This is a genomic window from Pontiella desulfatans (assembly GCF_900890425.1).
Taxonomy (GTDB): domain Bacteria; phylum Verrucomicrobiota; class Kiritimatiellia; order Kiritimatiellales; family Pontiellaceae; genus Pontiella; species Pontiella desulfatans.
On sequence record NZ_CAAHFG010000001.1, the window covers coordinates 3,631,411 to 3,657,005 of the forward strand.

General features: G+C 53.9%; 17 protein-coding genes and 1 pseudogene. 2 read left to right on the top strand and 16 right to left on the bottom strand.

From position 1 onward, the window contains the following. Positions 1-108: 108 nt before the first annotated feature. The 6 genes from E9954_RS12735 to E9954_RS12760 form a co-directional block, all read right to left on the bottom strand. On the bottom strand, positions 109-2,526 hold the full coding sequence (locus tag E9954_RS12735; protein WP_136079542.1) for a family 78 glycoside hydrolase catalytic domain: 2,418 nt from the start codon (positions 2,524-2,526) through the stop codon (positions 109-111). Positions 2,527-2,707: 181 nt separating this feature from the next. After that, positions 2,708-3,586 (bottom strand): AraC family transcriptional regulator, encoded by an 879-nt coding sequence (locus E9954_RS12740; RefSeq protein WP_136079543.1) that lies wholly within the window; start codon positions 3,584-3,586, stop codon positions 2,708-2,710. Between the two features lie 257 nt (positions 3,587-3,843). Then, positions 3,844-5,283 carry a sulfatase family protein gene (locus tag E9954_RS12745; RefSeq protein ID WP_136079544.1) on the bottom strand — a complete coding sequence of 480 codons (1,440 nt, stop codon included), beginning with the start codon at positions 5,281-5,283 and terminating at the stop codon, positions 3,844-3,846. A gap of 244 nt (positions 5,284-5,527) precedes the next feature. Then, positions 5,528-6,559: a PAS domain-containing sensor histidine kinase gene (locus E9954_RS12750; RefSeq protein WP_136079545.1), complete on the bottom strand. Its 1,032-nt coding sequence runs from the start codon at positions 6,557-6,559 to the stop codon at positions 5,528-5,530. Between the two features lie 79 nt (positions 6,560-6,638). Continuing rightward, positions 6,639-7,373, bottom strand: a complete 735-nt coding sequence (locus E9954_RS12755) for a ThuA domain-containing protein (RefSeq protein ID WP_136079546.1) — start codon at positions 7,371-7,373, stop codon at positions 6,639-6,641. Positions 7,374-7,376: 3 nt separating this feature from the next. Beyond that, entirely contained in the window at positions 7,377-8,000 is a 624-nt protein-coding gene (locus tag E9954_RS12760; RefSeq protein ID WP_136079547.1) for a hypothetical protein, read from the bottom strand. A gap of 40 nt (positions 8,001-8,040) precedes the next feature. Here E9954_RS12760 and E9954_RS12765 point away from each other — a divergent pair. After that, positions 8,041-8,979, top strand: a pseudogene (locus tag E9954_RS12765) (IS1595 family transposase). A 19-nt stretch (positions 8,980-8,998) separates the two neighbouring features. Here E9954_RS12765 and E9954_RS12770 read toward each other — a convergent pair. Further along, the gene (locus tag E9954_RS12770) at positions 8,999-9,712 is read right to left on the bottom strand and encodes a Gfo/Idh/MocA family oxidoreductase (protein ID WP_222847167.1); all 714 of its coding nucleotides are present in this window, start codon (positions 9,710-9,712) and stop codon (positions 8,999-9,001) included. Between the two features lie 11 nt (positions 9,713-9,723). Beyond that, positions 9,724-10,566 carry a sugar phosphate isomerase/epimerase family protein gene (locus E9954_RS12775; RefSeq protein ID WP_136079549.1) on the bottom strand — a complete coding sequence of 281 codons (843 nt, stop codon included), beginning with the start codon at positions 10,564-10,566 and terminating at the stop codon, positions 9,724-9,726. Between the two features lie 127 nt (positions 10,567-10,693). On the opposite strand from E9954_RS12775, the gene E9954_RS12780 reads away from it, so the two are divergent. Then, on the top strand, positions 10,694-11,689 hold the full coding sequence (locus tag E9954_RS12780) for a helix-turn-helix domain-containing protein (RefSeq protein WP_136079550.1): 996 nt from the start codon (positions 10,694-10,696) through the stop codon (positions 11,687-11,689). 39 nt (positions 11,690-11,728) lie between these two features. Here E9954_RS12780 and E9954_RS12785 read toward each other — a convergent pair whose 3' ends face one another. The 8 genes from E9954_RS12785 to E9954_RS12820 form a co-directional block, all read right to left on the bottom strand. Further along, positions 11,729-13,153 (bottom strand): sulfatase family protein, encoded by a 1,425-nt coding sequence (locus E9954_RS12785; RefSeq protein ID WP_168442213.1) that lies wholly within the window; start codon positions 13,151-13,153, stop codon positions 11,729-11,731. Between the two features lie 97 nt (positions 13,154-13,250). Then, positions 13,251-14,660: a sulfatase gene (locus E9954_RS12790; RefSeq protein WP_136079552.1), complete on the bottom strand. Its 1,410-nt coding sequence runs from the start codon at positions 14,658-14,660 to the stop codon at positions 13,251-13,253. Next, positions 14,653-16,128 carry an MFS transporter gene (locus E9954_RS12795; RefSeq protein ID WP_136079553.1) on the bottom strand — a complete coding sequence of 492 codons (1,476 nt, stop codon included), beginning with the start codon at positions 16,126-16,128 and terminating at the stop codon, positions 14,653-14,655. Before E9954_RS12795 ends, E9954_RS12790 begins: the two co-directional genes overlap by 8 nt. A 9-nt stretch (positions 16,129-16,137) precedes the next feature. Further along, positions 16,138-18,285, bottom strand: a complete 2,148-nt coding sequence (locus tag E9954_RS12800) for a glycosyl hydrolase family 2 protein (RefSeq protein ID WP_136079554.1) — start codon at positions 18,283-18,285, stop codon at positions 16,138-16,140. 38 nt (positions 18,286-18,323) lie between these two features. Next, complete coding sequence (locus E9954_RS12805) at positions 18,324-19,685, bottom strand: sulfatase family protein (RefSeq protein ID WP_168442214.1); 1,362 nt, start codon at positions 19,683-19,685, stop codon at positions 18,324-18,326. Positions 19,686-19,983: 298 nt separating this feature from the next. After that, positions 19,984-21,588 carry a sulfatase gene (locus tag E9954_RS12810; RefSeq protein ID WP_136079556.1) on the bottom strand — a complete coding sequence of 535 codons (1,605 nt, stop codon included), beginning with the start codon at positions 21,586-21,588 and terminating at the stop codon, positions 19,984-19,986. Positions 21,589-21,631: 43 nt separating this feature from the next. Further along, positions 21,632-24,802 (bottom strand): glycosyl hydrolase, encoded by a 3,171-nt coding sequence (locus E9954_RS33490; protein ID WP_136079557.1) that lies wholly within the window; start codon positions 24,800-24,802, stop codon positions 21,632-21,634. Positions 24,803-24,967: 165 nt separating this feature from the next. Beyond that, positions 24,968-25,588, bottom strand: a complete 621-nt coding sequence (locus tag E9954_RS12820) for a hypothetical protein (protein WP_136079558.1) — start codon at positions 25,586-25,588, stop codon at positions 24,968-24,970. Between the last annotated feature and the right edge of the window lie 7 nt (positions 25,589-25,595).

The window sequence follows — 25,595 nt, forward strand, 5'->3', positions numbered from 1 at the left end:
GCGTTTCCAATCCTTGGAACGTTTGATTCTGTTTTCCAGGATTTTGAACTAATCCTCCAATGGAATATGTGTAGTGTAGCGACAGCGGGCATGCATCCTTTTAAAAATCTACCGGCTCACGTCCAGATTCCATTCGCCGGCGGCGAGGTTCAACCCGTCGGCTCCGACCGTTTTTCCGTTCACCAAAACGCCTGCCGGGAGTTCTACCCGGGCAGATGAATTCTTCGGAACGGCTACTCTCCAGACCACATTATCGCCCCGCCGTTTCCAATGACTGGAAATTTTTCCTTTGGGGGATTCATATTCCGCTTTCGCCCATTCGAGTCCCGGCTGGAAGCAGGGTTTCAAAACGAACCGTTCATAACCAGGAAAGTCCGGATTCGGGCGAATACCGCAAATGCTTTCATGGAATGTCACCGCAAACCCGCTTTGCATCGGATGATTGAAGGACTGTCCGCTGTAGCGCTCCCCTTCGATCCATAAGGAGTTGACTTCCGGCCAGGTCGTCAATTCGTGAGTCTCCGTCATATAGGCCAGACCGGGGAAGTCGGTCTTCTGCCACAGCATCGCCGTGGTTTCTTCGAAGCCATGATCATTCAATGCCGTGTAGAGATGGCGATGCCCCATGATGCCGGTGGTGTACCCTCCCTTCTCGATAATCAGGTGATTCAGTCCCGCCGCTACTGCCATTTCCTTACCGTCCGGCGCCAGCCCCGCAGTCAATGCCATGGCCGTACCGGTCTGCGAGCCGTAATGGTTATCCTCCGGGTTGAAATATTTCCGGTTGATCGCCGCTTTTATCCTTTCCGCCCGTTCCAAATACGGCTTCACTTCACCCTGTTTCCCTAGCAGTTTCGCCATGTGAGCCATCAGAATATTAGAGCGATAATACAAAATGCTGGCCGACAGTTGCGGCGGGGTATCAATCATGTCCTTGCCACCCGGCGGGCACCAGTCGCCATACGCGTACCCTTCTTTGATCAGATGATTATGCACGGTGGTTTCCGCGAGGAATTCCATATAGTCCGTCATCATCGGCCACGCATCCTCAACCGTTTCCTGATCGCCGTAATACAGCCAATTGAACCAGGGTATCAGCACCACGGCCATACCCCAGTCGGGGCGCGCCTGACCGCACAGCCGTTTTCCGCAGGCAATGTTCGGTGGTGAACGCGGATCTTTTTCCGGTTGCTGCCCCTCGGGATAATGCTGGGCCACGGTTTTTTCCACGCCGAGCACCGTTTTAAAATCCTTCACATGCTTCCGCCACAGGTTGTTGGCTGCGTAGTTCATGTTAATCGTCTCGGCCGTCACATGCATGTCGCCTAACCATGCGCAGCGTTCGCGGTGCGGGCAATCGCTCAAGAGTCCGTGCAGATTGCCTTCGATCGTTCGCAGCGAAACCTCATAGTACGTGTTAATCCGCGGTTCCGAGCATTCAAACGAACCCGTACGCTTCAGGTCGGTGTGCACAAACCAGCCGGTAAAATCATCGAGGTCGGGCTTCTTCGATAGACCTTTGATCTGTACATAACGGAACCCGTGGTAGGTAAAGCGCGGTTCCCAGGTTTCGCCCCCGCCTTTACAGATATAAATGTCCCGTTGCTCGACCCCGGTTGCGTGAACCCCGGTCGACGCAGTATCAATCGCCTTGCGCCCCGGCATGAGCAACTCGGCAAAACGCAGTTCGATTTCCGTGCCGCGTGGCTCATCCAGATTCAGCTCTATCCATCCCGCCATGTTTTCACCGAGATCCAGAATCCAGTCGCCATTATCGGCTGCCCAAGCCGAAACAGGCTGAACCGCGCGCATTTTCCGGATCGGTTCAAGCTCCTGTTTCAGCACCGTATCCGTCGGCGGACCCATTTGCTCGACGGGGTTCCATGCCGCATCATCAAAGCCCGGTTCGCTCCAACAAGGAATTTCGTTCCGGGCATCATAGGTTTCACCGGCGTAGAGATTATCAAAAACAATCGGGCTCTGCGCGGCCTTCCATGTGAGATCCGATAGTACCTCCATTCTACTGCCATCCGTATACTCAACCGTCAACAGCAGCTTTGCCCTCGGTGCGCCATACAGCAGGCGCGGCGCAGCAAATGCAAAATCCTGACCATAAAAGCCGTTGCCCAGCCAAAGCCCCAGCGCGTTATTTCCCTGAAGCAGATGTTCGGTGACATCGTACACAGTATAAAACGAACGGCGGTCATACGACGTGGGTGCAGGTACCAACACCTGATCCCCTACTCGCTCACCATTCAGATACAACTCGTGCAGCCCCAGTCCGCAAACCTTGACGCTCGCGGAGCGAACAGGCTTGTCCACCGTGAATCCTTTGCGCAACAGGGGCGAAACATACACCCGGCGGGATTCCGGTTCTTTCATGCGTTTAGGATGCACCAACCGCTCGGCAGACGAACCAGTCCGGGTATCGTTCGTATAGCCTATCCATTCGGCCGTCCCCCATTCCGCGCGAGCCGGTGCAATCAGCAACAGCACTGCAGTAATCCAAATAGGTTTTTTCATCATAGATCCTTTCAGCGGCGCAGCCGCCCTGGAGTGCGGTGGCAACGAGGTACGAGGCGACACCGCTCTTTGCGGATAAAAAGCGGTGTGGCGCTTCGCTTCCCACCGCACTCCAAAGCGCTTCGCGCACGTCTCTCATAAATCGCGTTTTTTCAGTCCCCGCAAAACGTCCCCCATCACTCAACTACACCTTATTCATCTTTCGATAGGACAGCGGCGTGATATCCAGATGTTTTTTAAACAGGCGGTTCATATAACTACCGCTTTGAAAGCCGCACTCGAGTGCCACTTCCGTGACCGACATCCGGGAATGTTTGAGTAATTCACACGCCTGCGACAACCGCAGGCTGTTGAGATATTGGTTCGGCGAAACGCCGGTGGCTTTCTGAAAGGCCCGGTAATACGCCCGCTCCGACATATTCGACTTCTGCGCCAGCTCTTCAACCGTAAGAGCTTCATAGAACTCTTGTTCCATATAGCGTATGGATCGCGTGATCCGCGGGTCGGATTCCGGATGGTTGCGGTTAATCTGGTTATACCACCGCCCGAGTTTGCCGATCAGAAACAACAGCAGGTGCTGCGTCACCATCTTAAACCCCGGATTCTGTTTTATGAGTTCCCGCTGCAGCTCATCAATCAGTTCCCGCGTGCGCCTGAGCTGTTTTTCCCCCAGATGCAGCAGACTGTCCATACCTGCGTTCGGCGAATCATCGGGATCCAGAATAAACAGCGCATAAAAACCGGGGAAATGGGTAATATTGAGACTGTCCAGCCCAAGCTGTTCACGATCAAACAGGACCCGACGCAGGTAAAGTTTCCGGGTTTCCCGATATGCATAGCGCTGCCCGGCATGAATGACGATAACGTCCCCGGCTGCAACCGGATATTCATCGCCATCGCAGCAATAAATCCCCTGCCCTTCGCAGATAACGGCCAGTTCTGTAAACGCATGTGCGCGGGCCGGCACATCAGGCTGGTCCGGCACATCGCACACGTCGATATAGAACCCCTGAAGGAACGGTTCCCGGGTCCTCACCCCTGCATCTGCATCATTTGTCCTCATCCGATCCAGAATAGAGGCAGGAAACCCATTTCAGCTTGTAGTTTTCTGCCAGCATTTAGCATTACACCGCCATGCAGCAACACAACACGGTGTAGCACACGCCTCTTTTCGGGACAAAAGGGCGTGGCAGCAAAATAGCTACCATTAAAAAAGAGGGGTATAAGAATGAAGTGATTAGTGTCAAAGGGGGGCGGAGAAAAGCGAAGCAATATGCTGTAGAACTGGAAAAGGTTCAATAGCGCTGCTCTCATACGTTATTACTTCCCCACGGTCAGACCGGTATGGGGATGATTCGGAAAATAATCGGGATGCCAGGTTTCCGGCTGATCAAGAGGACGCAGCGGACCGCAGACCAACCGTTCGTCGCCCTGCGATTCCATCCACGCTTCCAGTTTCTTTTTCATGGTGGCAATCCGTTCGGCATGCTCCGGATTGTTCGCAAGGTTCTTCATTTCCCACGGATCTTCCGTTACATGATAGAGTTCGATTTCGGGACGTTTAAAATAGCGGTCGAGCTGCTTCTTCACCTTGGCGTCCGTTTTCATCAGCTCCGCCCATTCGTTCCAGTATTCTGCGCGCCCGGGCTTACGGTAAATGTCGCTCCAGCAGGTAAAGGCCGCTTCCGGATTCAGGTTGTAGATCAATTTCCATTCGCGATTTCGGATGGAGCGCGATGGATAAATGTTGGTGGCCACGATACCGGTTTTCCGACGCAGGCAATCCCCCGCATGTGTTGTATAGATTACATCCCGATGGTCTTTCTTTTTTCCCATCAGCACCGGCAGAAAAGACGCGCCATCCAGATCGGCCGGCACGGTTCCCCCGGCCGCGTCGATCACCGTGGGCAGGAGATCCACCCAGCTCACCATGGCATCTGACTTGGTGCCGGGTTTGATTTTACCCGGCCAGGTGGCAATGAACGGTACGCGAATTCCATAATCATATAGGTTCCATTTCCCGAACGACCAGTTGGCTCCGTGATCGCTGGAATGGATGAAGAGTACGTCATCTCCCAGCTTCTCGTCTGCAATGGCCCGCAGCTCGCCCAGGAGAATATCCAAATCGACCACCTCCTGCACATAGGCCGCCATGTGCTCCCTGGTCTGCATCGTATCAGGAAACATCGGCGGAATGCGCACCGAATCCGGAGCCACGGGATTTTCCATCGGCCATGGCGTGTGCGGGTTTGAGGTCCCGACAAAGATCGCCAACGGCTGACCGTCCGGTTCAGACGCAATAAAATCCAGCACCCCTTTTTTCATGACTTCGTGGCTGACATCACGGTCAACCAAATCAAAGCCGTACGTATCCTTGCCTTTCTGATGCGCCACCTTACCGAAGCTTGCGGTTTTATAGCCTGCTGCTCTGATATCCAGAATGAGCGAATGAAAGCCTTTTTTCGGCTGCGTGTGGTTCGGTTCGGCCCCATTGCGTGAAGGCATTAGGCCCGTCATGAAGGCAGCTCGGCTCGGTCCGCAGCTCGGCGAGGCCACGTAGCAGTGATTTAAAACCATGCCCTCGGCGGCCATCTTTTCCATTTCCGGTGTCGGCACGGCGGGCTCGTCATACAGACTGGAATCCACCATGGAATGGTCGTCGGACAAGTACACCACGATATGGGGTTTACGCGCTTTTACCGAAACCGATGTAAAAACTAAGACGATAGCCAGGACTAACTTTAAATGGAGGGACTTCATGGATTCTTTCCCTTTGGCATGAGCGTGTAATCCACCAGACGGATCGATCCATCATCATTGAAATACAGCTTATCATTATACGCAACTTTCATGGCCGACTGATTCCTTTGGTAATTAGTGTAACAGCAGAAAATATACAAACCCGCGGCTCTTAATGGATTGTACGATTCCGCCAACCGATCGCACTTCCCCGCCAGCTATAAAGCGTCAACTTAGACCGGTTTAAATCGGATGTAAGCCGGTATTAACACAGCGGAACACGGAGAACAGCCTCGCAGCCCTTCCCCGGTGCCGTATTCACTTCAAACGAACCGCCTAACTGGTTCATGCGTTCACGAATACTGAATAAGCCAAGTCCATTACACTCCTCCCCTACGTGCTGTATCGGAAAACCAACACCATCATCCTTGACCATGATACAAAGCTGGCCCACCTCCCAAAGCAGTTTTACCATGAGCAGATCGGCCTGACTGTGTTTTACGGCATTGGTCACCAGTTCCCTCACACTGCGGAACAAAAGTGTCTCGATATCCGCATCAAGCGAACGTTGCTCCCCCTCAGACACAAGCTCGGTTCGGAATGGACTGCTGTCTTCAACCCGTCTGGCCAACCACTGCTCAACAGCCCCTTCAAGCCCCCGCTCCTGGAGTTCAGGAGCACTTAAATCCAATATGAGCGAACGGATGTCATCCTGAATTTCCCCCAGCATTTCATTTGCCTTATTCAAACAGGGGGCTTCATCCGCGCCATCGGCCTTTTCCCCGGCCTTTTCCAGCAAAATATTAAGATAGGTGAGGTTCTGGCAAATCCCGTCATGCAGCAGTGTTCCGATGCGCTTCCGCTCTTTTTCTTCAGCCAGTACGAGCTCTGAAGCCAATGCCTGCAACTGCTTTTTACTATTCAAGAGCGCCTCTTCTGCAAGATGACGTTTCGTCGTATCAATGGAAACGACGTTAAAAGATTCCACCTCTCCATTAGCACCTCGAATCGGCGCGATACTCGACTGATACCATCGCACTTCACCGTCCAGATTCTTCACCGCCCCCTCCATAAGGTCCGGCTCTCCGGTTTCGCCCGCCCGCTGAAGCCTGCTGATCATTTCTGTGCGAAAATCATCCGGATAAAATTCGAGCGGATAGGGCTTCCCATAAAATTCAGTGATATCATCAATACTGAGCCCTTCGATCCCGGCCTTGCTCATATACATCAGTTTTAAATCGCGGCTCACCACCTTGGCGCAGATCGGCACATGCTCCAATAATTTTAAATCATCCATTAGCGCTAAACCCTTAATAATATCCCCTACCTCGTTTCAAACTCCGAAGAGGTGTTCACGAAACTAGCATGTTAGAGGTTTATAAGGACGCAGCCCAGCCCGTTCCCTGTTTTAAAAATTTCCGGAAGGCATCCTGATTCATTTTTTCAGCATCATGCCCCAGCAGAATCGTAAAACAACGCCCCTGCCCGAACGTGCCGACCAACACCGACGGCTCCCACTGCTCCGTTGTTTTTGAAAAGCTTTCTGCAAGCACCTTCGCTCCGGAATGAACCTTGGCATTATACCAGAGTTCATCGGTGATCAACTGACGCTCCACACCCTGAGTAACCGGATGTTTCGTATCCACAACACGGAGTTCAAATGCATGAGCTTGTTTGTGGCGCGTCTGTCCGGGCTTCCACGTAGCCAGGCCGATGGCGAGGTAATCTTCCCATTCGTTGAAGGAAGAAGATCCCCCATGCACCACCACATGGCCCCCGCCGTTGCGCACGAATTCAACATAGTTTTTCTTCAGTTCTTCTGACCACGGCGGTGGATTATTGTTTTTGCCCGCCGTGTTCCAGTTACTGACCAACACCTCATAATCAGCAAGAAATTCAGCGGTCAGCCGTTCGGGGTCCGTTATGACATCCACCTGCATGGCACCGCCCTCTTCCAGCATTTGTTTCAGGAGCGGCGTTGTTTCCTGCCACTGATGATTATTTGCACCGGTCAGTATCACCACCCGCGCGGGAGCGGCCGACGATAGCCCCGCCGACAGCATCCCCAGAACCGCAGCCAGCCACGTTATCCTATGGAATGACCGTTTCATTTTCTACAGGCTCCACGGCGCACGCATCGGGCGGTGCATCATTTTTATGGCATCAACACTGCCAACAAGCATTTCTTTCACTGGATCCCAACGCAGTGACTCTCCGGTACGCACCCCGATATCGCCCATGTGGCAGATAAGGTCGGACTGTATCGCCGATTCAAGTGTACCGACCGGTTGCTCGCGCGTCAGCACGGCGTCGGCAAAGCCCAACATATGGCGCTTACTCTGCGACAGCCGGATCTCTCCGGGATCTTTGGCCTTTCTGCGCAACTCTTCCGAGGAAGTCACTAACCCGGATCGGGAAATGGCCACCCAGCCTTTTTCACCCACAAACTGCGTGCAGTTTGCAAACTTCTGAAGCTGTTCAATTCCGGGCGCGGCCTGCTTTTTGAAGGCCGTTTGGCTATCGGTAAACCAAAGACGGGTTCCATCGGCATACGTGGCTTCCATATCCCAGTGCGTTACGGTGTCAAACAGACCTTCCGTCGGCAGTACACCGGTTGTTTTATAGGTTGCAGGAATGCCCTTTCCGGCGGCATCGGCCCACCACTGCAGCTGATCGATGGGATGAGCCCCCCATCCGGCAATGAAGCCGATGGCATAATCATAAATAGGGGTATTCACTTCGATGGACTAGACCCACATGTTGTGGTACACACGTTTCATGGAAGCGTATCCAAAGGATCTGGAAGAATTGGAACTGAACTTTTCAAGTGAAGAAGCATGTCGCGACTATCTTGCATCATTGCGATGGCCGAACGGCTTCCTTTGCCCGGCCTGTGGCCATGGGGAGTCGTGGCGACTGTCAGACGGCCTTTTCAAGTGCAAGACGTGCAGTCGTTAAACATCTGTAACCTCGGGTACGATCTTTGAGGGCACCCGCAAACCGCTGGCGTCCTGGTTCAGGGCGATCTGGTGGGTGACAAGCCAGAAGAACGGAGCCAGCGCCTTGGGACTGATGCGCGTTCTCGGCCTCGGAAGCTACAAGACCGCATGGACGTGGCTGCACAAGCTCCGCCGGGCGATGGTACGTCCGGGACGGGAAAGACTGGCCGGAACCGTGCAGGTGGATGAAACCTTCATAGGCGGCACAAGGCCCGGGAAACGGGGGCGCGGAGCCGAAGGCAAGACCCTTGTGCTGATCGTGGCGCAGGAGAATGGTAAGGCCGTCGGTCGCATTCGCCTTGTAAAAATACCCGATGCCTCATCCAAAAGCCTTGAAGGGGCCATCCGAGAAACGGTTGATCCGGGTACGCAGGTGAAGACGGACGGGTGGAAGGGGTACAATGGTTTGGGAGCTTTGGGCTACGACCATAAAGTCGTTCGGAAATCCGAGGATGTTGGCGCGAACCTGCTCCCCCTTTGCCATCGAGTCGCCAGTTTGCTTAAGCGGTGGCTTGGCGGAACACATCAGGGCGCAGTAAGTCACGAGCATTTGGCATACTATCTCGACGAATACACGTTCCGCTTCAACCGGCGCACTTCCCGCTCGCGGGGAATGCTGCTTTACCGTCTGCTACAAAATGCAGTCGCTATGGAACCCGTTCGGTTCAAGGAAATATCCCTGTCGGTCAGGGGAAGAAACCACAAGATACAGACTTAGTCCAGCGAAGTGAATACCCCTAATCATAAATATACCAGGAGCCCCGGTTAGACGTGCGCTCTTCAGAAAACGGTGCTTTCGGAGCCGGCCCCAGCCATAGATCATAATCCACGTTTTCCGGCACCGGCTGGGCTTCCGTGGAGCCCCCCGACTGACCGGCCGGTGCCCAAGCATAAATATCCTTCACCTCACCGATATGTCCATTCAGCACCAGCTCAATACCCATACGAAGGTGCTGCATGGAACGCTGCTGGGCTCCGTACTGGAAAATCCGGTTATGCTTTTCCGTAATGGCCCGTGCGGCCAGGTTCTGTTCAATACTCAACCCCAGCGGTTTTTCGCAATAGACATCCTTGCCCGCACGCGCGGCCATCAAAGAAATCGGCACATGCCAGTGATCAGGAGTCACCACATGTACCGCATCAATATCCTTTCGAGCCAGTACCTCCCGGAAGTCCGCATACTGATCCTGCACGTTCCACTCTTTTGCTCTGGTTTGACGGCGACTGAGGAACGGATCGCATACCGCCACGATTTCAGCATTATCGCCCTGCAGATATTCCCCGCAGGATCGCGACCGGGAGCCGCATCCGATAATGCCGATTGTCGCCCGGTTACTCGGCAACGTTGTTCCACCCTGACCCAAAACGGTTGACGGAACAATCGACGGGAACGCAGCGGCTGCACCCAGCACGGCAGACGATTTTAAAAAATTATGGCGCGTTGTATTCAAGATGACTCTCCTTATCCAATCCAGGTGCGCAGACGTTCGATGGATATTTTCACGTTTTCCTCGCCGGCAATCTCAAGTGTGGTTGCTCCATTGAAGCCAACGGATTTCAATTCATTGACAATCGCCGGGATGTCGACAACGCCATCACCCAATGGAATGACCGCCATACCGCACCCATACATAGTACCACGTTTCTCAACCCACACTTCGGACATATCTTTCCAATGCACATGCTGAATCCGGGTACCGAAGCGTTTCACATAGTCAATCGGTTCCGCCCCGCCCAGCCAGCTGTTTCCGGTATCCAGGCAGATTCCTACGGTCTCTTCGTGCCCCAGTTTATCGAGCAGCTTTTCCATCTGGTCGACGCTGTCGGTCACAATGCCATGCGGTTCGATCAGCAGTTTAACCCCCAGCTCTTCCGCCCACTGAATGGGAACATGCAGACGTTCGGTAATCGCGAAAATCCGCTCTTCCGGACTCAGGTTATGCCCGAATTCGGTTTTTGGATCACCTTCGGTTGTAATCACGTGGTCGATCCCGGACTCGGCGGCCAAACGAACTGCCTTGATAATCTGGTGCGTGGAATAGACGTCGGGTGAAACGGGATCGAGCAGATTCGCATGGGCACAGAAGGCCGTCAGCTCGACTCCGGCCTCAGCCGCCATCGCTTTAATTTTAGCCGGATGACTATCCAGACTCACCGTTTCAGCAAATCCATATTCCGCCCCCAGACTTCCCCCATCATGATTATCGGTCACATCCGCATAGTCGATGCCCATTTCCTTAATCAGCTTCAATTGTTCGGCAACCGGTAAAAACGGCTGAACCAATGCAAAACATCCAATCTTCATTTCAGACTCCTTTTAAATTCAGCCTGCATCGTAGCGCACGGGCAACACCATTTCGTCCCAAACCTTTCAGTGAAGGATTTTAAACATTTTCCTTTTGTCTACAAAACGGAGGAGCCACTATGGCTGTATGCATCAGCAGCGCGTACCCATTTACAAAGAACAGGGTAAAACCTATCATGCCGACTCCTGTGAACCGCTGATTAAGGCGGTTGAACAGGGAGCACTTGAACTATCGGCCCTGGGCCGGGCCTCCTACCCGGGCGAACCAATTCCCGACACCCTGCTTCCCGGCCTCCAGTCAGTAGGCTACTGGGATGCCCAACAGGAACAAAACTGGGGCCTGCCCTGGCATCGTAATGAGGGCATTGAGCTGACCTTTCTCGAAACCGGCACCCTCTCCTTTTCCGTGGGAGAAACCACCCTGCAGCTCCAGCCGGATGCACTGGCCATCACCCGACCCTGGCAACCCCACCAACTCGGCGCGCCGAATATTGATATCGGACGTCTACACTGGATCATCATCGACGTCGGCGTCCGGCAACCCCATCAGGATTGGACCTGGCCCGACTGGCTCGTCATTACACCCCATGATCTCGAAGAACTGACCACCATCCTGCGCGAAAATGAACAACCGGTCTGGCCGGCAACAGAGGAGATCCGAACCTGCTTCCGGGAAATCGGTAAAACCATCCGTAAAAAACAGAGCCTGTCCCGTATTGCCATTTATACGAATGAACTCCTGATTCACCTGCTCGAACTTTTCCGCACACAGGAGGTCCGGCTGAGTAAATCGCTGATTGATGCCCGCCGCAGTGTACAGCTCTTTCTGGATTCACTCGGTAGTACCTATGCGGAACCGTGGACGCTCGACAGTATGGCGGAAAGCTGCGGACTCGGGGTGACGCGGTTTACTCATTATTGCCGAAAACTCACCAACCAGACACCGGTCCAGTACCTCAACCGGCTCCGCGTGGATGCCGCGGCCGGACAGCTGAAAAACCATCCCGCAAAAAAAATCATCGATATTGCTTTCGATTGTGGGTTTTCCAGCAGCCAGTACTTTGCCACGGCCTTCAGAAAACAACACGGCATGACCCCGAAGAGCTTCCGGAAACAGACCTGAAGAATAAACCGGACGGTGCTCTGATGATGCCTTAAATCGTTACCTTCCTTTACCTGCCGCCGTGCTGTTCGGCGGGAGCGGAGGAAAATAGTCCGGCGGATCTTCGATGGGTAGGACACCGCCGACGTGGCCGGGCTGGTATTTATCGCTGACGGTGTCACCGTCGTCGAACGGATCATTCGTACGCTCCAGCCATCCGCGCAGTTTTTTGTGCAACTCCTGCTGGAGCGCCGCCACATCCGGATTGTCCCGATTTGCCCAGCTGATCAGATTGTTTTTCTGGAAGGGATCGGCTTTATCGTCATACAGCACCCACGGACCTTCCGGAGTTTCGGCGTAGGTGTGCGTGCGCGTCACCACGCCACGGAACGGCGGAGCGGGAATGCAGTGCACATCGACGGCAAAATTGATGAATACGGAATCCGGCGCGGCCGTTTCATCGCCCAGGATCAATGCAGAAAGATCATCGCCCTGCATGGCTTCGGGAATTTCAGTTCCGGTCAGCGTAATCAGGGAAGAGGTGAGCTCGATCAAACTGATCGGCGCATCGGTCACCCGCCCTTCCGGAATGTTTCCGGGCCAGCGCATCAGCAGTGGAATACCGACCGACTCGCGCCACGGCTGGCTTTTATAGTACTGCTCATGATTGCCGAGCATGTCGCCATGGTCGGCGGTGAACACCACAATGGTGTCCTCATAGAGTCCCTGCTCTTTCAAGGTCTGCTCCAAGCGTCCCACCTGATCATCGAGCGCCATGACATGGGCATAATACCCCGCAAGGATTTCTTTCTTCGCCTGCATGATTTCGCCGGGCACATAAATACTGTTGGTCTCCATCAATTCCACATCATCTGCCGGATAGCGTTCCAGCAGCTCCGGCGGCATTTCGCGGTAGGGATCATGCGGCGTTCCGATGGAGAGCATCAGGAAGAAGGGATCATCCGCCTTGGCCTTTTCTTTCATGTAGTCAATAGCCAGATCGGTCTGGTGAATCGGTTCATAACCTTCAATAAAATGTGGTTTCGGCTCTTCGGTATAATAGAACGAACTCATGTAATCATGCGTACAGTTCGCCACCGCCCAGTAATCATTGAAGCCCAGTCGCCGCCGTCCAGGCGGTGTGAAACCGGTGCGCGGTCCACCATCCAGATGCCACTTGCCGATGTAGCCGCATTTATATCCGCTCTTCGTTAAGGCACCTGCAAAGGTCGGTCCGTCATTCTTACACTGGATTTCATTATTCACCACGCCATGCGAGAGCGTATGCAAACCGGTCAGCATCGTACCGCGCGACGGTGCGCATGACGGCGTATTCGCCACCGCATTGGTAAAGCGCGTGCCCTGCGCTGCCAGGCGGTCAATGTTCGGGGTTTTAACTTTTTCCACGCCCGCGCACCCCATCGCCGTCGAGCGCATCTGATCGGTTAAAATATAAAGTATGTTTGGTCTGCTTCTTCGATTCATCAGTTTGTTCTCCATGTAACAATTTTAACGCAAAGTCGCCAAGATCGCTAAGTACCGCAAAGCTTTGCGCGCCTCTGATTTCTTTGCACCTTTGCGTTTATTCTGTCTCATGAAACCATTCTGGATAAGGTTTTTTAACCTGCTGGTAAACTTTTCCACCCTCTGGATAAAACACGCCGTAGTTCTTTATTTTTCCAGGCGGGCGTTCCGCATCCCACCCCGGATTGGGGCGCATGCGCTGCGCGCCGGAAGACTGCAAATGGTTCTCCAGCATGTTGACCAGCCGTTCCAACCGCTCGGGATACCTTGCAGCCAGATCGTTCAACTCTCCGGGATCGTCCTTCAGGTTATACAACGCCTGATCGCCACTCAAAATATGACGAACCAGTTTCCAGTCGCCCACCGCAATTGCGGAGGCGGGATGGTCTCGATGTGGAAAATGCCAAACTAAAGTTCGTGGATCAGCGTCCTTTCCTTTCAGAAACGGAAGCATGCTCGCGCCATCCACATGGGCTTTCGTCATCGGCTTCACACCGGCCATCTCCAGAAAGGTCGGAAAATAATCGGTGCTGATTACCGCCGCATCACTAACGGCTTCCGCCGCAACCCGCCCCGGCCAGCGCACCAGTAGCGGAACGCGGATTCCACCTTCATACACATCCCCTTTGCCGCCGCGGAACGGCTTGTTGCTGGTCAAATTTTTCAGGCCGCCATTGTCGGAGGTAAAAATCACAACGGTATTTCTATCGAGCTCCAGTTCGGCCAGTTTATCCATCACGGTTTTGATGGACTGATCAAGATGCGAAACCATGCCGGCATATTTTTTATTCTTCTGGAATTTTCCTTTCGGCACATCGTCATACAGCGCCTCCGCTTCCGGCGGGCAGGCCATCGGAACGTGAGGCACATGATGCATCAGGCACACCATGAAAGGATCGTCTTTATGTTCTTCCAGAAAACGAACCGTCAGGTCGGTCAATTCATCCACGCCCTTATCGCGCCTTTTCTCCTGCCCCGAACAGTCAGCCGCTTCATCAAAGCCATAGGCCTTGTGTTCGCCTTCGTTGAAAAACGTTTCCTCGTTACCCAGATGCCACTTCCCGAACAGCGCGGTGCGATAACCGGCCTGTTGCAACGCTTTTCCAAAGGTTGGAAGATTAGATGGCAGTTCCTTGAGATGATTCGGCGGAATCATTTTCGGATTTTCCGCCAGCCGATCCCAGGGCAGCGCATCGGTTAACTGCACGCGGTGCGGAGTTCGACCCGTCAGGATCGCCGCCCGCGTGGGTGAACAGACATTGCACGCCGCATAGGCGCGCGAGAAGCGCATGCCCTCTTCCGCGAGTTGGTCCAGATTCGGCGTTCGGTAATAGTCGCTCCCGTAACAACCCAGATCCTTTACCCCGAGATCATCCGCCATGATGAACAGAATATTGGGGCGCTCCGAAGCTGAAGCAATCCCGGCCGTGGCAAACAATACACATAGCACTAACGTTCTGTTAATCATTGGAGATAAGCTCCTGTCGTTTGCTCAGCTCCGCCTGAATCTCGTGGATACGTTCACGGGTCAGCGGATAAAATTTCATAATAACAGCCGCTCCCGCGAGACAGGCCGTCGGGAAGAGGACGAGGAACCAGCGTAAACGCCGAATCGTTTCCGGGGTCATAGTATCTGCGCCGGCCTCATAACCCGCAGCTGCAATCAGATAGCCCAACGCCACCCCGATCACCGTGAAGGCCAGCTTGACAATAAAACCGAACGATGCGGAAAACATGCCTTCGCGGCGATAGCCGAATTCAAGTTCGTCTGCATCGCAGACATCGGCAATAAAGGCCCCATTAAGCAGCCAGCAGCAATTCATTCCGAATCCGAGCATGGCGGCGGAGATCAGCTGCAGTTTCGGATAGTTCGGATTCACCAGAAATAGATTGAGCAGGGTTGCCGATGCGCCGGTAAAAAGTCCGATCATAAGCACTTTCTTTTTGTCCAGCAGCTGCACCAGATAGGGAACAATAAATGAACTGATGAGCATCGAAATTGCCTGCACACTTCCGAACAGGCCCATCAAGGTTGCACCGGCGTCTTTATCCCCATCGAACACATGGAAAATATTCAGATACATCAAGAGCGGATTCACAAAATACATTCCGGTAATCACCAGCAGGATCATGCCCAGCAGGAAAGCGAAGGGCCTGTTTTTGGAAACCAGTTTTGCCGAGCTCAACAATCCGATCTTTTCCTTCCCGGTGATCTTCCCGCGCTCTTTAACAAGAAATGAGGTCGGCAGAATGGCCAGAATGATAAATAACGCACAGGCCCAGGCCACATAGCGCGAACCCAGCACCTCTATCTTAACGGATGCATCCGCCGCGAGGCCGGGAAACAACGTGAGCGGTTTTTCATACCATGCAACCTGTTCCTGCGCGGCCAGTGCCCGCGCCTTTTCACCGGCCATCAGGCAGACCTTATAGATCCAGGGGATGGTGAAGGTAGCGACCGAGCTGAAGATCAGTCGATATTTCTGTATATGGGCGCGCTCATCATAGTCATCGGTCAGTTCCAGGCCGAGCGCGGTATAGGGAACCGAATAGACGGTATAGGCGAGATAGAAAAGAATGCAGGCCACCGCCGCATAAGCAAACATGGCCCACTGCCCCATGTAGGGTGAAGCCATATAAGTCAGCCCGAAGATCAACGCCATAAAAATGCCGCCGATCAGAATAAACGGCCGGCGGCGCCCAAAGCGGCTCCGGCTGTTATCGGACATGTTCCCGATCAGCGGATCGGAGATCATATCGAAGAACCGCGGAATGGTAATCGCCCAGCCAATGAGTTTTGAATCGAGCCCGAACCCCATATTGAACACGGGCATGAACATGCTGTTGAGTCCATTCACCGCAATCTGCTCGCTGAAGCCGCCGAGGCCCCACGCGAGCTTTTCTTTCATAGCCGGTTTGTCTTTTATTTTTTCCATACGTTCTCCTTAGGGCATGACGATCAGGGACCGAACCGCACCCAGTTTGCGTTTGGCCGGCAACCGAACCGAACTGATTTCACCGGTAGAAGGGTCGAGCAGTTTCACCTGTCCCTCCCCTATGATTTTTATCGGAAGCTCATCCTGCATCCGGTTGACCAGAAAATAGACCGGCTTATTTTTTTGATGGAATCGCCCCACCACCAGCTGATCGCTTCCCGGCGAAAACGTCAGATTAAAATCGTCAGAGAATGAATTTCCAATGGCTGGAACCACACCCTTCATATCCGTAGCCGAAACCTGCTCCAGCAGCGCTTTCACCTCAGCATCATGTTTTGCATGTTCCGCGGCATAGGGCACCGAATCCACCCAGATAATTTTTCCACCTGACTCCTGAAAACGGGACAGTTGCTGCGCCACATCCAGCGGCAGGAATTCCATCGCCGGCATCACCAGCGTGTGATACGACCCGTAGCCGATCTTCAAATGGCCACCAGCGATTTCCGCGTCGGCCACCGCTTCCGGATGCACGATCATATAGCTGACGTCGCCGTTGATCAGCGTCAGCTCGGTTGCATCCCAGGCTTCCTGTTTGTCCTGATGCAGCTGATTGATTTTCCCCCATCCCATATCCGAAGCCAGCAGATCGGCCTGGAACATCGCAATGGGATAATAGAGGGCTACGCCGGCATCGCGTTTCGCGCCGCGCAGCACCTGCGTAATACGCCCGGTGTATTCGTTCACAAAGCGAAATTCTTCCGCCGTATACCCCTTGGCCGCTTCTTGACGACCCGTTTCTCCTTCTCCGCTGCGCGCTTCAAAAGGGAGATAGGACGTAAAAAGGGTAACGCCATGAAATGAGGCCATATTGATCGAGTTCAGCAGCAGCGGGAGATCCGGAGAAAGACGCGTCAGGCCATATCCTCCAATGATGGGGTCCAGCAACATGATCACCTGATCCTTTTCCTTCCATGCCGCGACCGAACTGAAAAAACGTGACTGCTGATAGCGGAAATCCAGAAACTGATCCGGATTGGGGATGGGAATATCCAGAGCGGGAACATCGAACTCGGACACAAATTTCATCAAATCGCCGTAGCCCTGCACATGCTGGGTCAGATAATCGTTCAGCAGGTAATGGCCGCTGGATTTGATTCCCCGCTCGTTGCACCACTCGCGGATCTGGCGCGAAAAGCTATCGGTCAGCAGATCCCCCACCGCCTGCCGATAATGAATGCGTGCCCGGCGGGCATCATCGTCTTCGCCCTCAAAAACGGCAGGCAATACGCTGAACAGGTCATAGCCGTGCATGGTCTTAAACCGGGCCGGCAGTGCATCGCTCCACGGCGCACAGGCATACGGCGCTTTTGTTTTCCCATTCCAATGCGTCTGCATGAGATTGGGCTCATTGCAGTAAAACCCTTCTACCTTGCTGGCCGGATCATCAATCTGCGCCAGAATCGGCTCATGCATATTCGCAAGAAACCGCGACATCGCCTCGCGGTTCATCAAATCGGGATACCGACCCGCATGACCGAACTGCCGAACCGTGGACTGTCCCTGCGTATCTTTATTCCGGGTATACCGGGCGAATACCCGAAGTTTCCAATCCCCGGAAACCCCTTTGCCCGAGAGACTCCGGCTCCCGGTTTCAACCGGCACTTGTACCGCACCATTACTTACAGAGTTTAGTGAGGCATAGATTATGTCATGCAGATCATCCGGCAGGGAAAAATCGATCGTTTCTTCCCCCTGCCCTTTCTGGGTCAGCATCACCAGACTGCGCACTTCAAAATCAGGATTTTCCGCTACAACGCGTCCACCGGCCATGCCGCTGGGATAGCCCCAGTCATCCGCCAGCCACACCTTATAGTCAATCGCCCGCGCGGCATCCACCAGCTCGCCAATGATCTCCGGCCCGTTTTCGCCCATCTTATATTGCTGTTTTCCACACTCCGGATAGAGGATGCTGTAGAAAAACCCCATCACGCCACCTACGCCATATTGCGGATATTTTTCCAGCGTCTGGGACGTCAACTGGTATTGGGTGATGCGGTAATCGTTCGGCGGATTTTTAAACGTCTCTTCCGTCACAGCCATCCCCCCGGAAGACATTCCGAGGCCGCACAAAACCGTCCATATGAACTTTTTTTTCATTAATCAACTACTCCAATAATCCATTATTCCAACATCCATTATTTCAGATAGGGCGGCACATACGGGTCGACAAACTTTTTACTGTTCAACCACTGCTTTTTCCATTGGCCGGCCAGCTCCGGATCGTTGAAGTCCGGCGCGGGCAGTTGCTCTAAAACCTTCTCCAGCTCCTTGCGCACATGGACTACGCGTTCATCGCGCGATTCCGTCACATCGGTATAGGCGCCTTTAACCCATTCATTGCGGTTATCCCCGCAATCATACAGTCGTCCGCGCCCATCAATCAGCCATTGTTTGGTACGCAGCCAACGGCAACCGTACCACTGCGAAAAGATCCACTCACGCCCTTCGAAGGGTGTGCCGAGAATCAGCGGCGCAAAGCTGTGCCCATCGAAGACATCATCCTTCGGCATCGTGCCGCCTGCCAGTTCCACACAGGTGGGAATCACATCGGTCAGATCGACCAGCTCCGGATTGGCGCCGGTCGGCTTCAGGTAGCCCGGGGCATAAACTACAAACGGAATACGCGGCCCTTTTTCGGAATCCGGATTGGATTTTCCATAGAGGTTCGTTCCGTTGTCCCCCGCATACATGATGATGGTGTTCTCCAGCTGACCCGTCTTTTTCAGATGCTCCACGAACCGGCCAACCTTATAGTCGATGTAGCGCACACACGCCTCAAAATCATTCTGCACCATCTCCCCCGTCTTTTTCCAATCTTCATCCAGCACCGGCACCCACGGCGGCCCCCACTTGGTGGGATTCTCCGGGTTGCGCACCGAGTGCGGAAGATTCATCGGCATATAAACAAACCAGGGATCCTCTGATTTTTCCGCGGTGAAACGGTGGAGGTATTCAAATAAAGCATCCGTGCTGTGGACATGTTCACGATCAACAATGGTTCCATCCTCATCCATTCTCGCATGGCGCATGTCGAACACCTTAAACTTGCCGACCCGCTTATCCGCATCGTGATCCACCGTGCACCAGCGCGTGAAGCCATAACTTTTCACATCGCCGGTCTGGAGCTTGCCAACCATCGCCGATCGGTATCCATTCGCAGTCATCAGCGATCCCAGTGTATTCGGGAACCGCTCGCCCAGCGGCTTGATGCGACCATCCTCCCCGCGCGGATTGACCTGATTCTCAAAAACCTTCTGCCGAAAGGCATACTTTCCGGTCAGCAGCATGGCGCGGGTCGGCATGCAGCGCGGCGTCGCCCAGGCCGTTTCAAAATAGAGCCCTTCGGCCGCCATCTTTTCGAGCACCGGCGATTCGATTTTACCGCCATAGAGCGCGTAATCCCGCGGTGAAATATCATCCGTCAGGATAAAAATGATATTCGGTCGCTCGCTCGGTTTATCGGCTAGGCTCGCTCCTGCAGTTAAACTGAGAGCCATGGCAAGGAACAATATGGAGTGCGATTTGATAGACATACCACACAATATACCGAGGGCCAAAAAGAGCCAATAGTACATTCCTGCCAATCTATGGCATTTTCACGCCATACACTGGAATTATGGATAAGTAACTTCCTCCCGATAGAAGCGGTTGAAAGTGATTTAACCCAACCCGGCAGAGCCGGAACCATTTTTTAACAGAAGGCCGCAAAGAACGCGAAGTATGGAAACCTTTTCCTTTGCGTGCTTCTGTGAAATATATCCGTCGCAAACATGATGGGATTTGAATAGAGAGGGACTAATCCGTCCACAAATTTCTGAACGGATATGGGCGGTGGTCCTGCGCCGCGTCGTAGTCGGGGTTCGGTGTTGGAAAATAGTGGGGCTCAACATTTTCTTCCAACCACTCCTTGAGATCTTCAAACATCTCGTTCGCGCGGTCCGGCATAGCGTCTGCCAGATTGTTCTGCTCTGAAAGATCATCAGCCAGATTGTAGAGTTCCAGCTTACCGTGCCAGTCGAAAATCAGTTTCCAGTCGCCCTCCACCATGGAAGAACGTGGCGTCAGCGGCAGGCCGTGATCAACATCGTTCAGGCTGACGTTAAAGGGATAATGCCAATAGAAGGTATCGCGGTCGTAATGTCCTTCGGAGTTGTCCAGATCGTTCAGCAGCGGCAGCAGTGACTGACCATCGATTTCATGATCCACACCGTAATCCGCGACCTCGGAAAGCGTTGGAAAGATGTCCGTACAATGCACCGCCACATCGCTCCACGCATCTGCAGGAACACGCCCCGGTGCCCAGACAATCAACGGCACGCGGGTGCCGCCTTCATTCAGCATCGCCTTGCCGCCCTTCAGCGGTGCGTTGCTGGTAATTTTTCCCTTCGGAACTTCCAGCAGCCCGCCGTTATCGGACATGAAGACCACCAGCGTATTTTTATCCAGCCCCGTTTCACGCAGTTTCTCCATCAATGCGCCGACCGAATCATCCAGGCTCTTCAGCATGCCCGCGTACGCCGCGTTGTCGTGCCCATTCCATCCTTTGGACGCTTTACCGTCAAAGTATTCCTGATAATCCGAACGCGACTGCCACGGGCCATGAACCGCAAAATGATTAAAATAGAGCAGGAATGGTTTGTCTTTTCCGGTGCGCTCATCCAGGTAGGTCAGGGCCTTCTGGGTCAGGTCATCGGTCAAATAGTCCTGCTCGGTATCGTCCCCTGCATCCCCGACCTGGAGTTCTTGCTGCGCCATCTTCGGTGAATAGGTCTTTGTATTGTTCCATCTAGCATGCCAATCGAAATAGGGCGACCCGCCGGCATCAAACCAGGCAATCGGGTCAAAGCCCTGATCGGCAGGCTGATAGCCTTCCGCTCCGTGCCCGCCCACATGCCATTTCCCCAGAAAGGCACTGTGATAACCGGGCAACTGCTCGGCAATAGTGATCTCCTCCGAACGCAGCGCGGTGATCGATCCGCCGTTTTTCCAGGCCTGCTGTTCCTTGATTTTGTCAAAATGATAAATCACATCCTGCGGGTGCAATCCGGCCGGCGGGGTCTGGCCTTCCATGTGATACGTGGGCATACCCGGCCATGAGGCCGTGGTAAACCCCAGCTTCGGCGCATAGCGCCCGGTCAGCAGGCTTGCACGCGTCGGCGAACAAAGCTGCGTGGCGTAGGCACGGGAAAAACTGAGCCCTTCCTTCATCAGGCGGTCGAGATTCGGCGTTTCGTAAAACTGGTCGGCCACGGGCGTTCCGGTCACATGTTCGGCATAGCCCCCCACATCCATATACCCCAGGTCATCCGCCAGAATAAAAATAATATTCGTTTGCTGCTCCTTGCATCCACTCATGCAAACCACCGTTGCCAACGCAACGCCCAGGTAAATAGAGTTCATGGCGATCTCTCCAAAGTTGTTATTAGGTAAAAAGTAAAAGGGTCTAAAGGCACAACCCCACGGACTCGGCCGACTTTTGAGGTTCGACGTTCTGACAGTGAGACCGAGGCGAAGCCACTGCAATCTCCACCGGCTTCAAGAGCCCCGATGGAACAAAAATGCATTCATCGCTCCACTCATCGCCTTCAGTGATGAAATGCTGAGGCCCCACCCAGTAGCGATCCTGAACCGCATCATGCAGCGGCCCGAAGGTGTTGCGACGCGTCAGTACAACCTCGACATTGACCTCTTCGTCCGACCCCGACAGTTCGGCCTCAAACGGGTCCCAGCCCAGTACCCGGCCGTTCACCTTCGCGCAGGCGCCACCGATTTCCGGCAGGCGGATTTTCCGCGCGTTTTCCGGAACGGGAACCTGATACGTAATGCCGCCGGAATAGAATGGGAAGCCCTGCGCACCGATATCGCCGACTTCCAGCGTTCCTGGCATGGGAACCAATGTTCGCAGGATGCCGCCCAACTGAACTCCGAACTCCCCGAGCAGATAGATTGCCTCCAGATTGCTGTTTTCCGTATAGCGCGTTTTCAGGACGATTTCATTTTTTCCAACCACTGGAATATCAGAAGAAATCCGGATGCGGTGCAAAGCGATGTCGATCCACGGTTCGGTTTGAGCAGTATCGATCGGTCGTCCATTCATTTCGATGCTGAAATTTTCCGGCTCCTCAATAACGAGCTCCAGCCATTCCGGCATGGCTTCAATCTCAAAACTGAACCGGAGTTCCACATCGCACAGCTCCTCGACCGGGTGCTGTGCCACAAACCAGGGCTGAAGCATTTGTCCGCCGCGCCGATACACCTCGTGGCGATCCCGTACCACCTGATCGACTTTTAAAACTTCTTTGGCCGGATTCCACTCCCCGTCACCCAGTCGATATTCCGCGAAATCCAGCACACAGATATTCGGCTCCGCCAGCGAAAATGTATACGGGCCTTCGATCGCAGAAGCCTTCGCGAGCATGCCTCGCGCCCCCTCGCTTTGCGGCTGTATGGAACGCGACGAGGGCATCGCGTCTACATTATTTGCCACCCAGAGCTTTTGTCCACCCTTTGGAAAATCGGTCGTAAACGATTTCCAGCCCTTGGAAGATTCCGTTTCGACGGGAACGCGCTCGCCGGTTTCACAATTCCACTCCATGATTGGATCATCGGTTTTGATTTGAACCGTCGCCCATTCCACCGGTTCTTCCCGGTTCACATTCAGCGCCGCAAAAATCAACCCATCGTCCGTTTCGCGTAGCTGACCGAAAATATCGGGATCATCAACCGTGGCCCCCGCTTTCGGAACGCTGGCAAGAATGGCGTCTTTTGAGAATGCGATGCGTTCGTATTGCGTATTCCCTATGGCGTATTGCTTTGCGTCAACATGCGTCGGGGCATCGCCCGCGATAACCACTTTTCCGCCAGCGGCCGCAAACTGATCCAATAGGTCCAGCGTGCTGCTCCGAATAGTTTCAACACCACTGATGAGTACGGTTCTGTATTTCGCACATCCCACCTTCAACGTCTGACCTTCCACCGATGCGAGCTCTGCAAGCATCGCCTCGTCGCCATAATCGAAATCAACCTGCGAGCCGAGCAGCCAGGTAAAGAGGGTTTGATAATGCTCTTCCAGCCCCTGGATATGCTCATCCTGCAACGCGAGCGTGTTCGACCAGCCGAGGTGAACCTGTGCCCAGACGCTTTCCACCGGATTGAGCACCAGCAGATCGCAGACGGGTTCGCCCTGCGCCATCATGAAACCGAAACGGGCAAAATAATCCTCCACCTGCTTATATTCTTTGTGCCAGGCCGACTGATGCAGAATGCTCGCCGGATAATCGCGTTTCGCCTCGCCGCGCATGGTGTACCACGATAGGTGGTGGCAGCGCAGGTTGATACCAAGCAACGCCTGCCAATCCCCGACGGCCTTGTGCCCCGCGAACGGCATCTGCCATCCCGTGCAACCGTAAAGTTCGGAAAGCAGCTGCGTCTTACCGGTTTGCCGCGCCGCCGAAGCCAGCTGCTTGACGATCCAGTAATTCAGATTGTGCTCCCCCAGGACATCCACGCCCGGCGAAGTCATGTGCTCATAATACCGCATCATAGAGCCCGACATCGCGGTCTGCGCGGTCAGATTATCTTCATGTAACACATGCCCGGTCAAAACGAGGTTGCGCTCTTCGCACCACGCCTTGCAGGGGATCGCAAAGTTTTCAAGAAACAGCTGTTGCAGCAGTTCAACATAGTGCCATTTTACCTGCGAGATCCGTTCGCCATCCACCTGCAGGAACAACTCGGGGAGACGCTCTTTCAAATCATAGCCGAAGCGCTTTTCAAATTCCACAAACAGCACCTGGGTGTAGGGTGCGCAATATGCGCCGTCATCGCGATACATGGAAAAGCCGTCCAACAGCGCACCGCGGTGGGGCTCGTCGGTAAAGATTCCCTTGATGGATTTTCCCAGCCGGTCACCGCATTTCGAAGCATATTTTTCATGCGTGGATTCCAGGAATGCGTCGGTTGCGTCGCGATTCATCGTATCGATATACGTATATCCGTTGTAGAACCCGTTTTTACCCTGCTCGACAATCGAAAAACGTAATCGCGTTCGTTTTTCCGTACCGCCGGCTTCCAGCCGGCCAGAAGAAAATGTACCGCCTGCATCCTGCAGGCCCCGCGCATCGGATTCCACATCGCCTTGCGGACTGTCCGGGCCCGCAGGATGCGTGCGATACGTACCTTCCTGCCTGCCTTGCTCTACATGGGTACAGACCACCCCATCCAGATCGCAGGTGAATTCCGCAACGACGTTCTCCCCTTCCCCTTCCGGATCGATTTCCAACAGAATCGCCTTCTGGCGGAACTCCGGATGTTTCGATACGATGCCGCCCGCGAGACCGGATGGCCAGCGATCCTCATCATACAACCAGGCTTCCATACCGATGGATTCGCCATAGTCGGCGCAGGCGTTGATGAGTTCAAACCACTCATCACCAAGATATTCCGTTTCCAGACCGGTGCGGCTGTGCATGAAAAAGCCGCCCATGCCCATGTCCTTCATCACATCGATCTGACGCAGCAGCTCGTCTTTTTCCAGTTTACCGTTCCAGCTCCAGAACGGCTTTCCGCGCCATTCCACACCGGGATTTTTAAATTCGCTCAATTCCATGATCATAAATTACCTCTTCATCACTATTTAAAAATAGTCGTTTTCCGCCAACAAATGGCACATAAATGCCATTTCAGCTGATATTCGACCACGGAATACACTGAACACACGGAAAAATATCCTACGTAGTTTCGTGTTTACTGTGTATTCCGTGGTTCACCACTCATTCGGTTATTGCTTCAGCTTCTCAAAGCGGCCTTTGATTTCGTCGAGGGTGCCGATTGTGAGATAGACATCATATTTCACTTCCAACCCTTTGGTAAGCGAAAACGTGCGCAAGGGAGCGACGTACGAACAGGCCGACCCCTTCTCCCCGGTGGTGCCATCACCGCGAGCGCGGTAGGCGGTGAATTCGGTGGTACCGGGCGTATAGATGCCGACGCCCCAGCCATCGTCATCCAGATAGGCCACCCATTCCGACGTCGAAGCCCCCAGACCCAACCCGTCAACACCCTCCCGCCCGTTTTCCGCAAGAATACGCGGAGCTTCGTTGGTTAACACCCCCGCTTTTTCATAGAAAAAATTCGGTAAAGCGCCATCAATAAAGACCGCCGGCAGTTCCTGATGCCGAGCTTCGCCCTGATCCTCCCCGGCATAGCTCATCCGAAACGAAATCCGCGCAACGCTTCCGTCCAGCACAATCGCCTCTTCCATCACCATTTCCGGGCAGAGCTTTCCACTCGCCCAATGACGCGGCTCAATCTTCGCGTAGAGCTTTTTCGATGTCTTTTTAAAGTCGCGAACCTTGGCAGGAACCCGATCCCAGCTGCCGCCCTGAATCGGGTTATACACCCAGGGT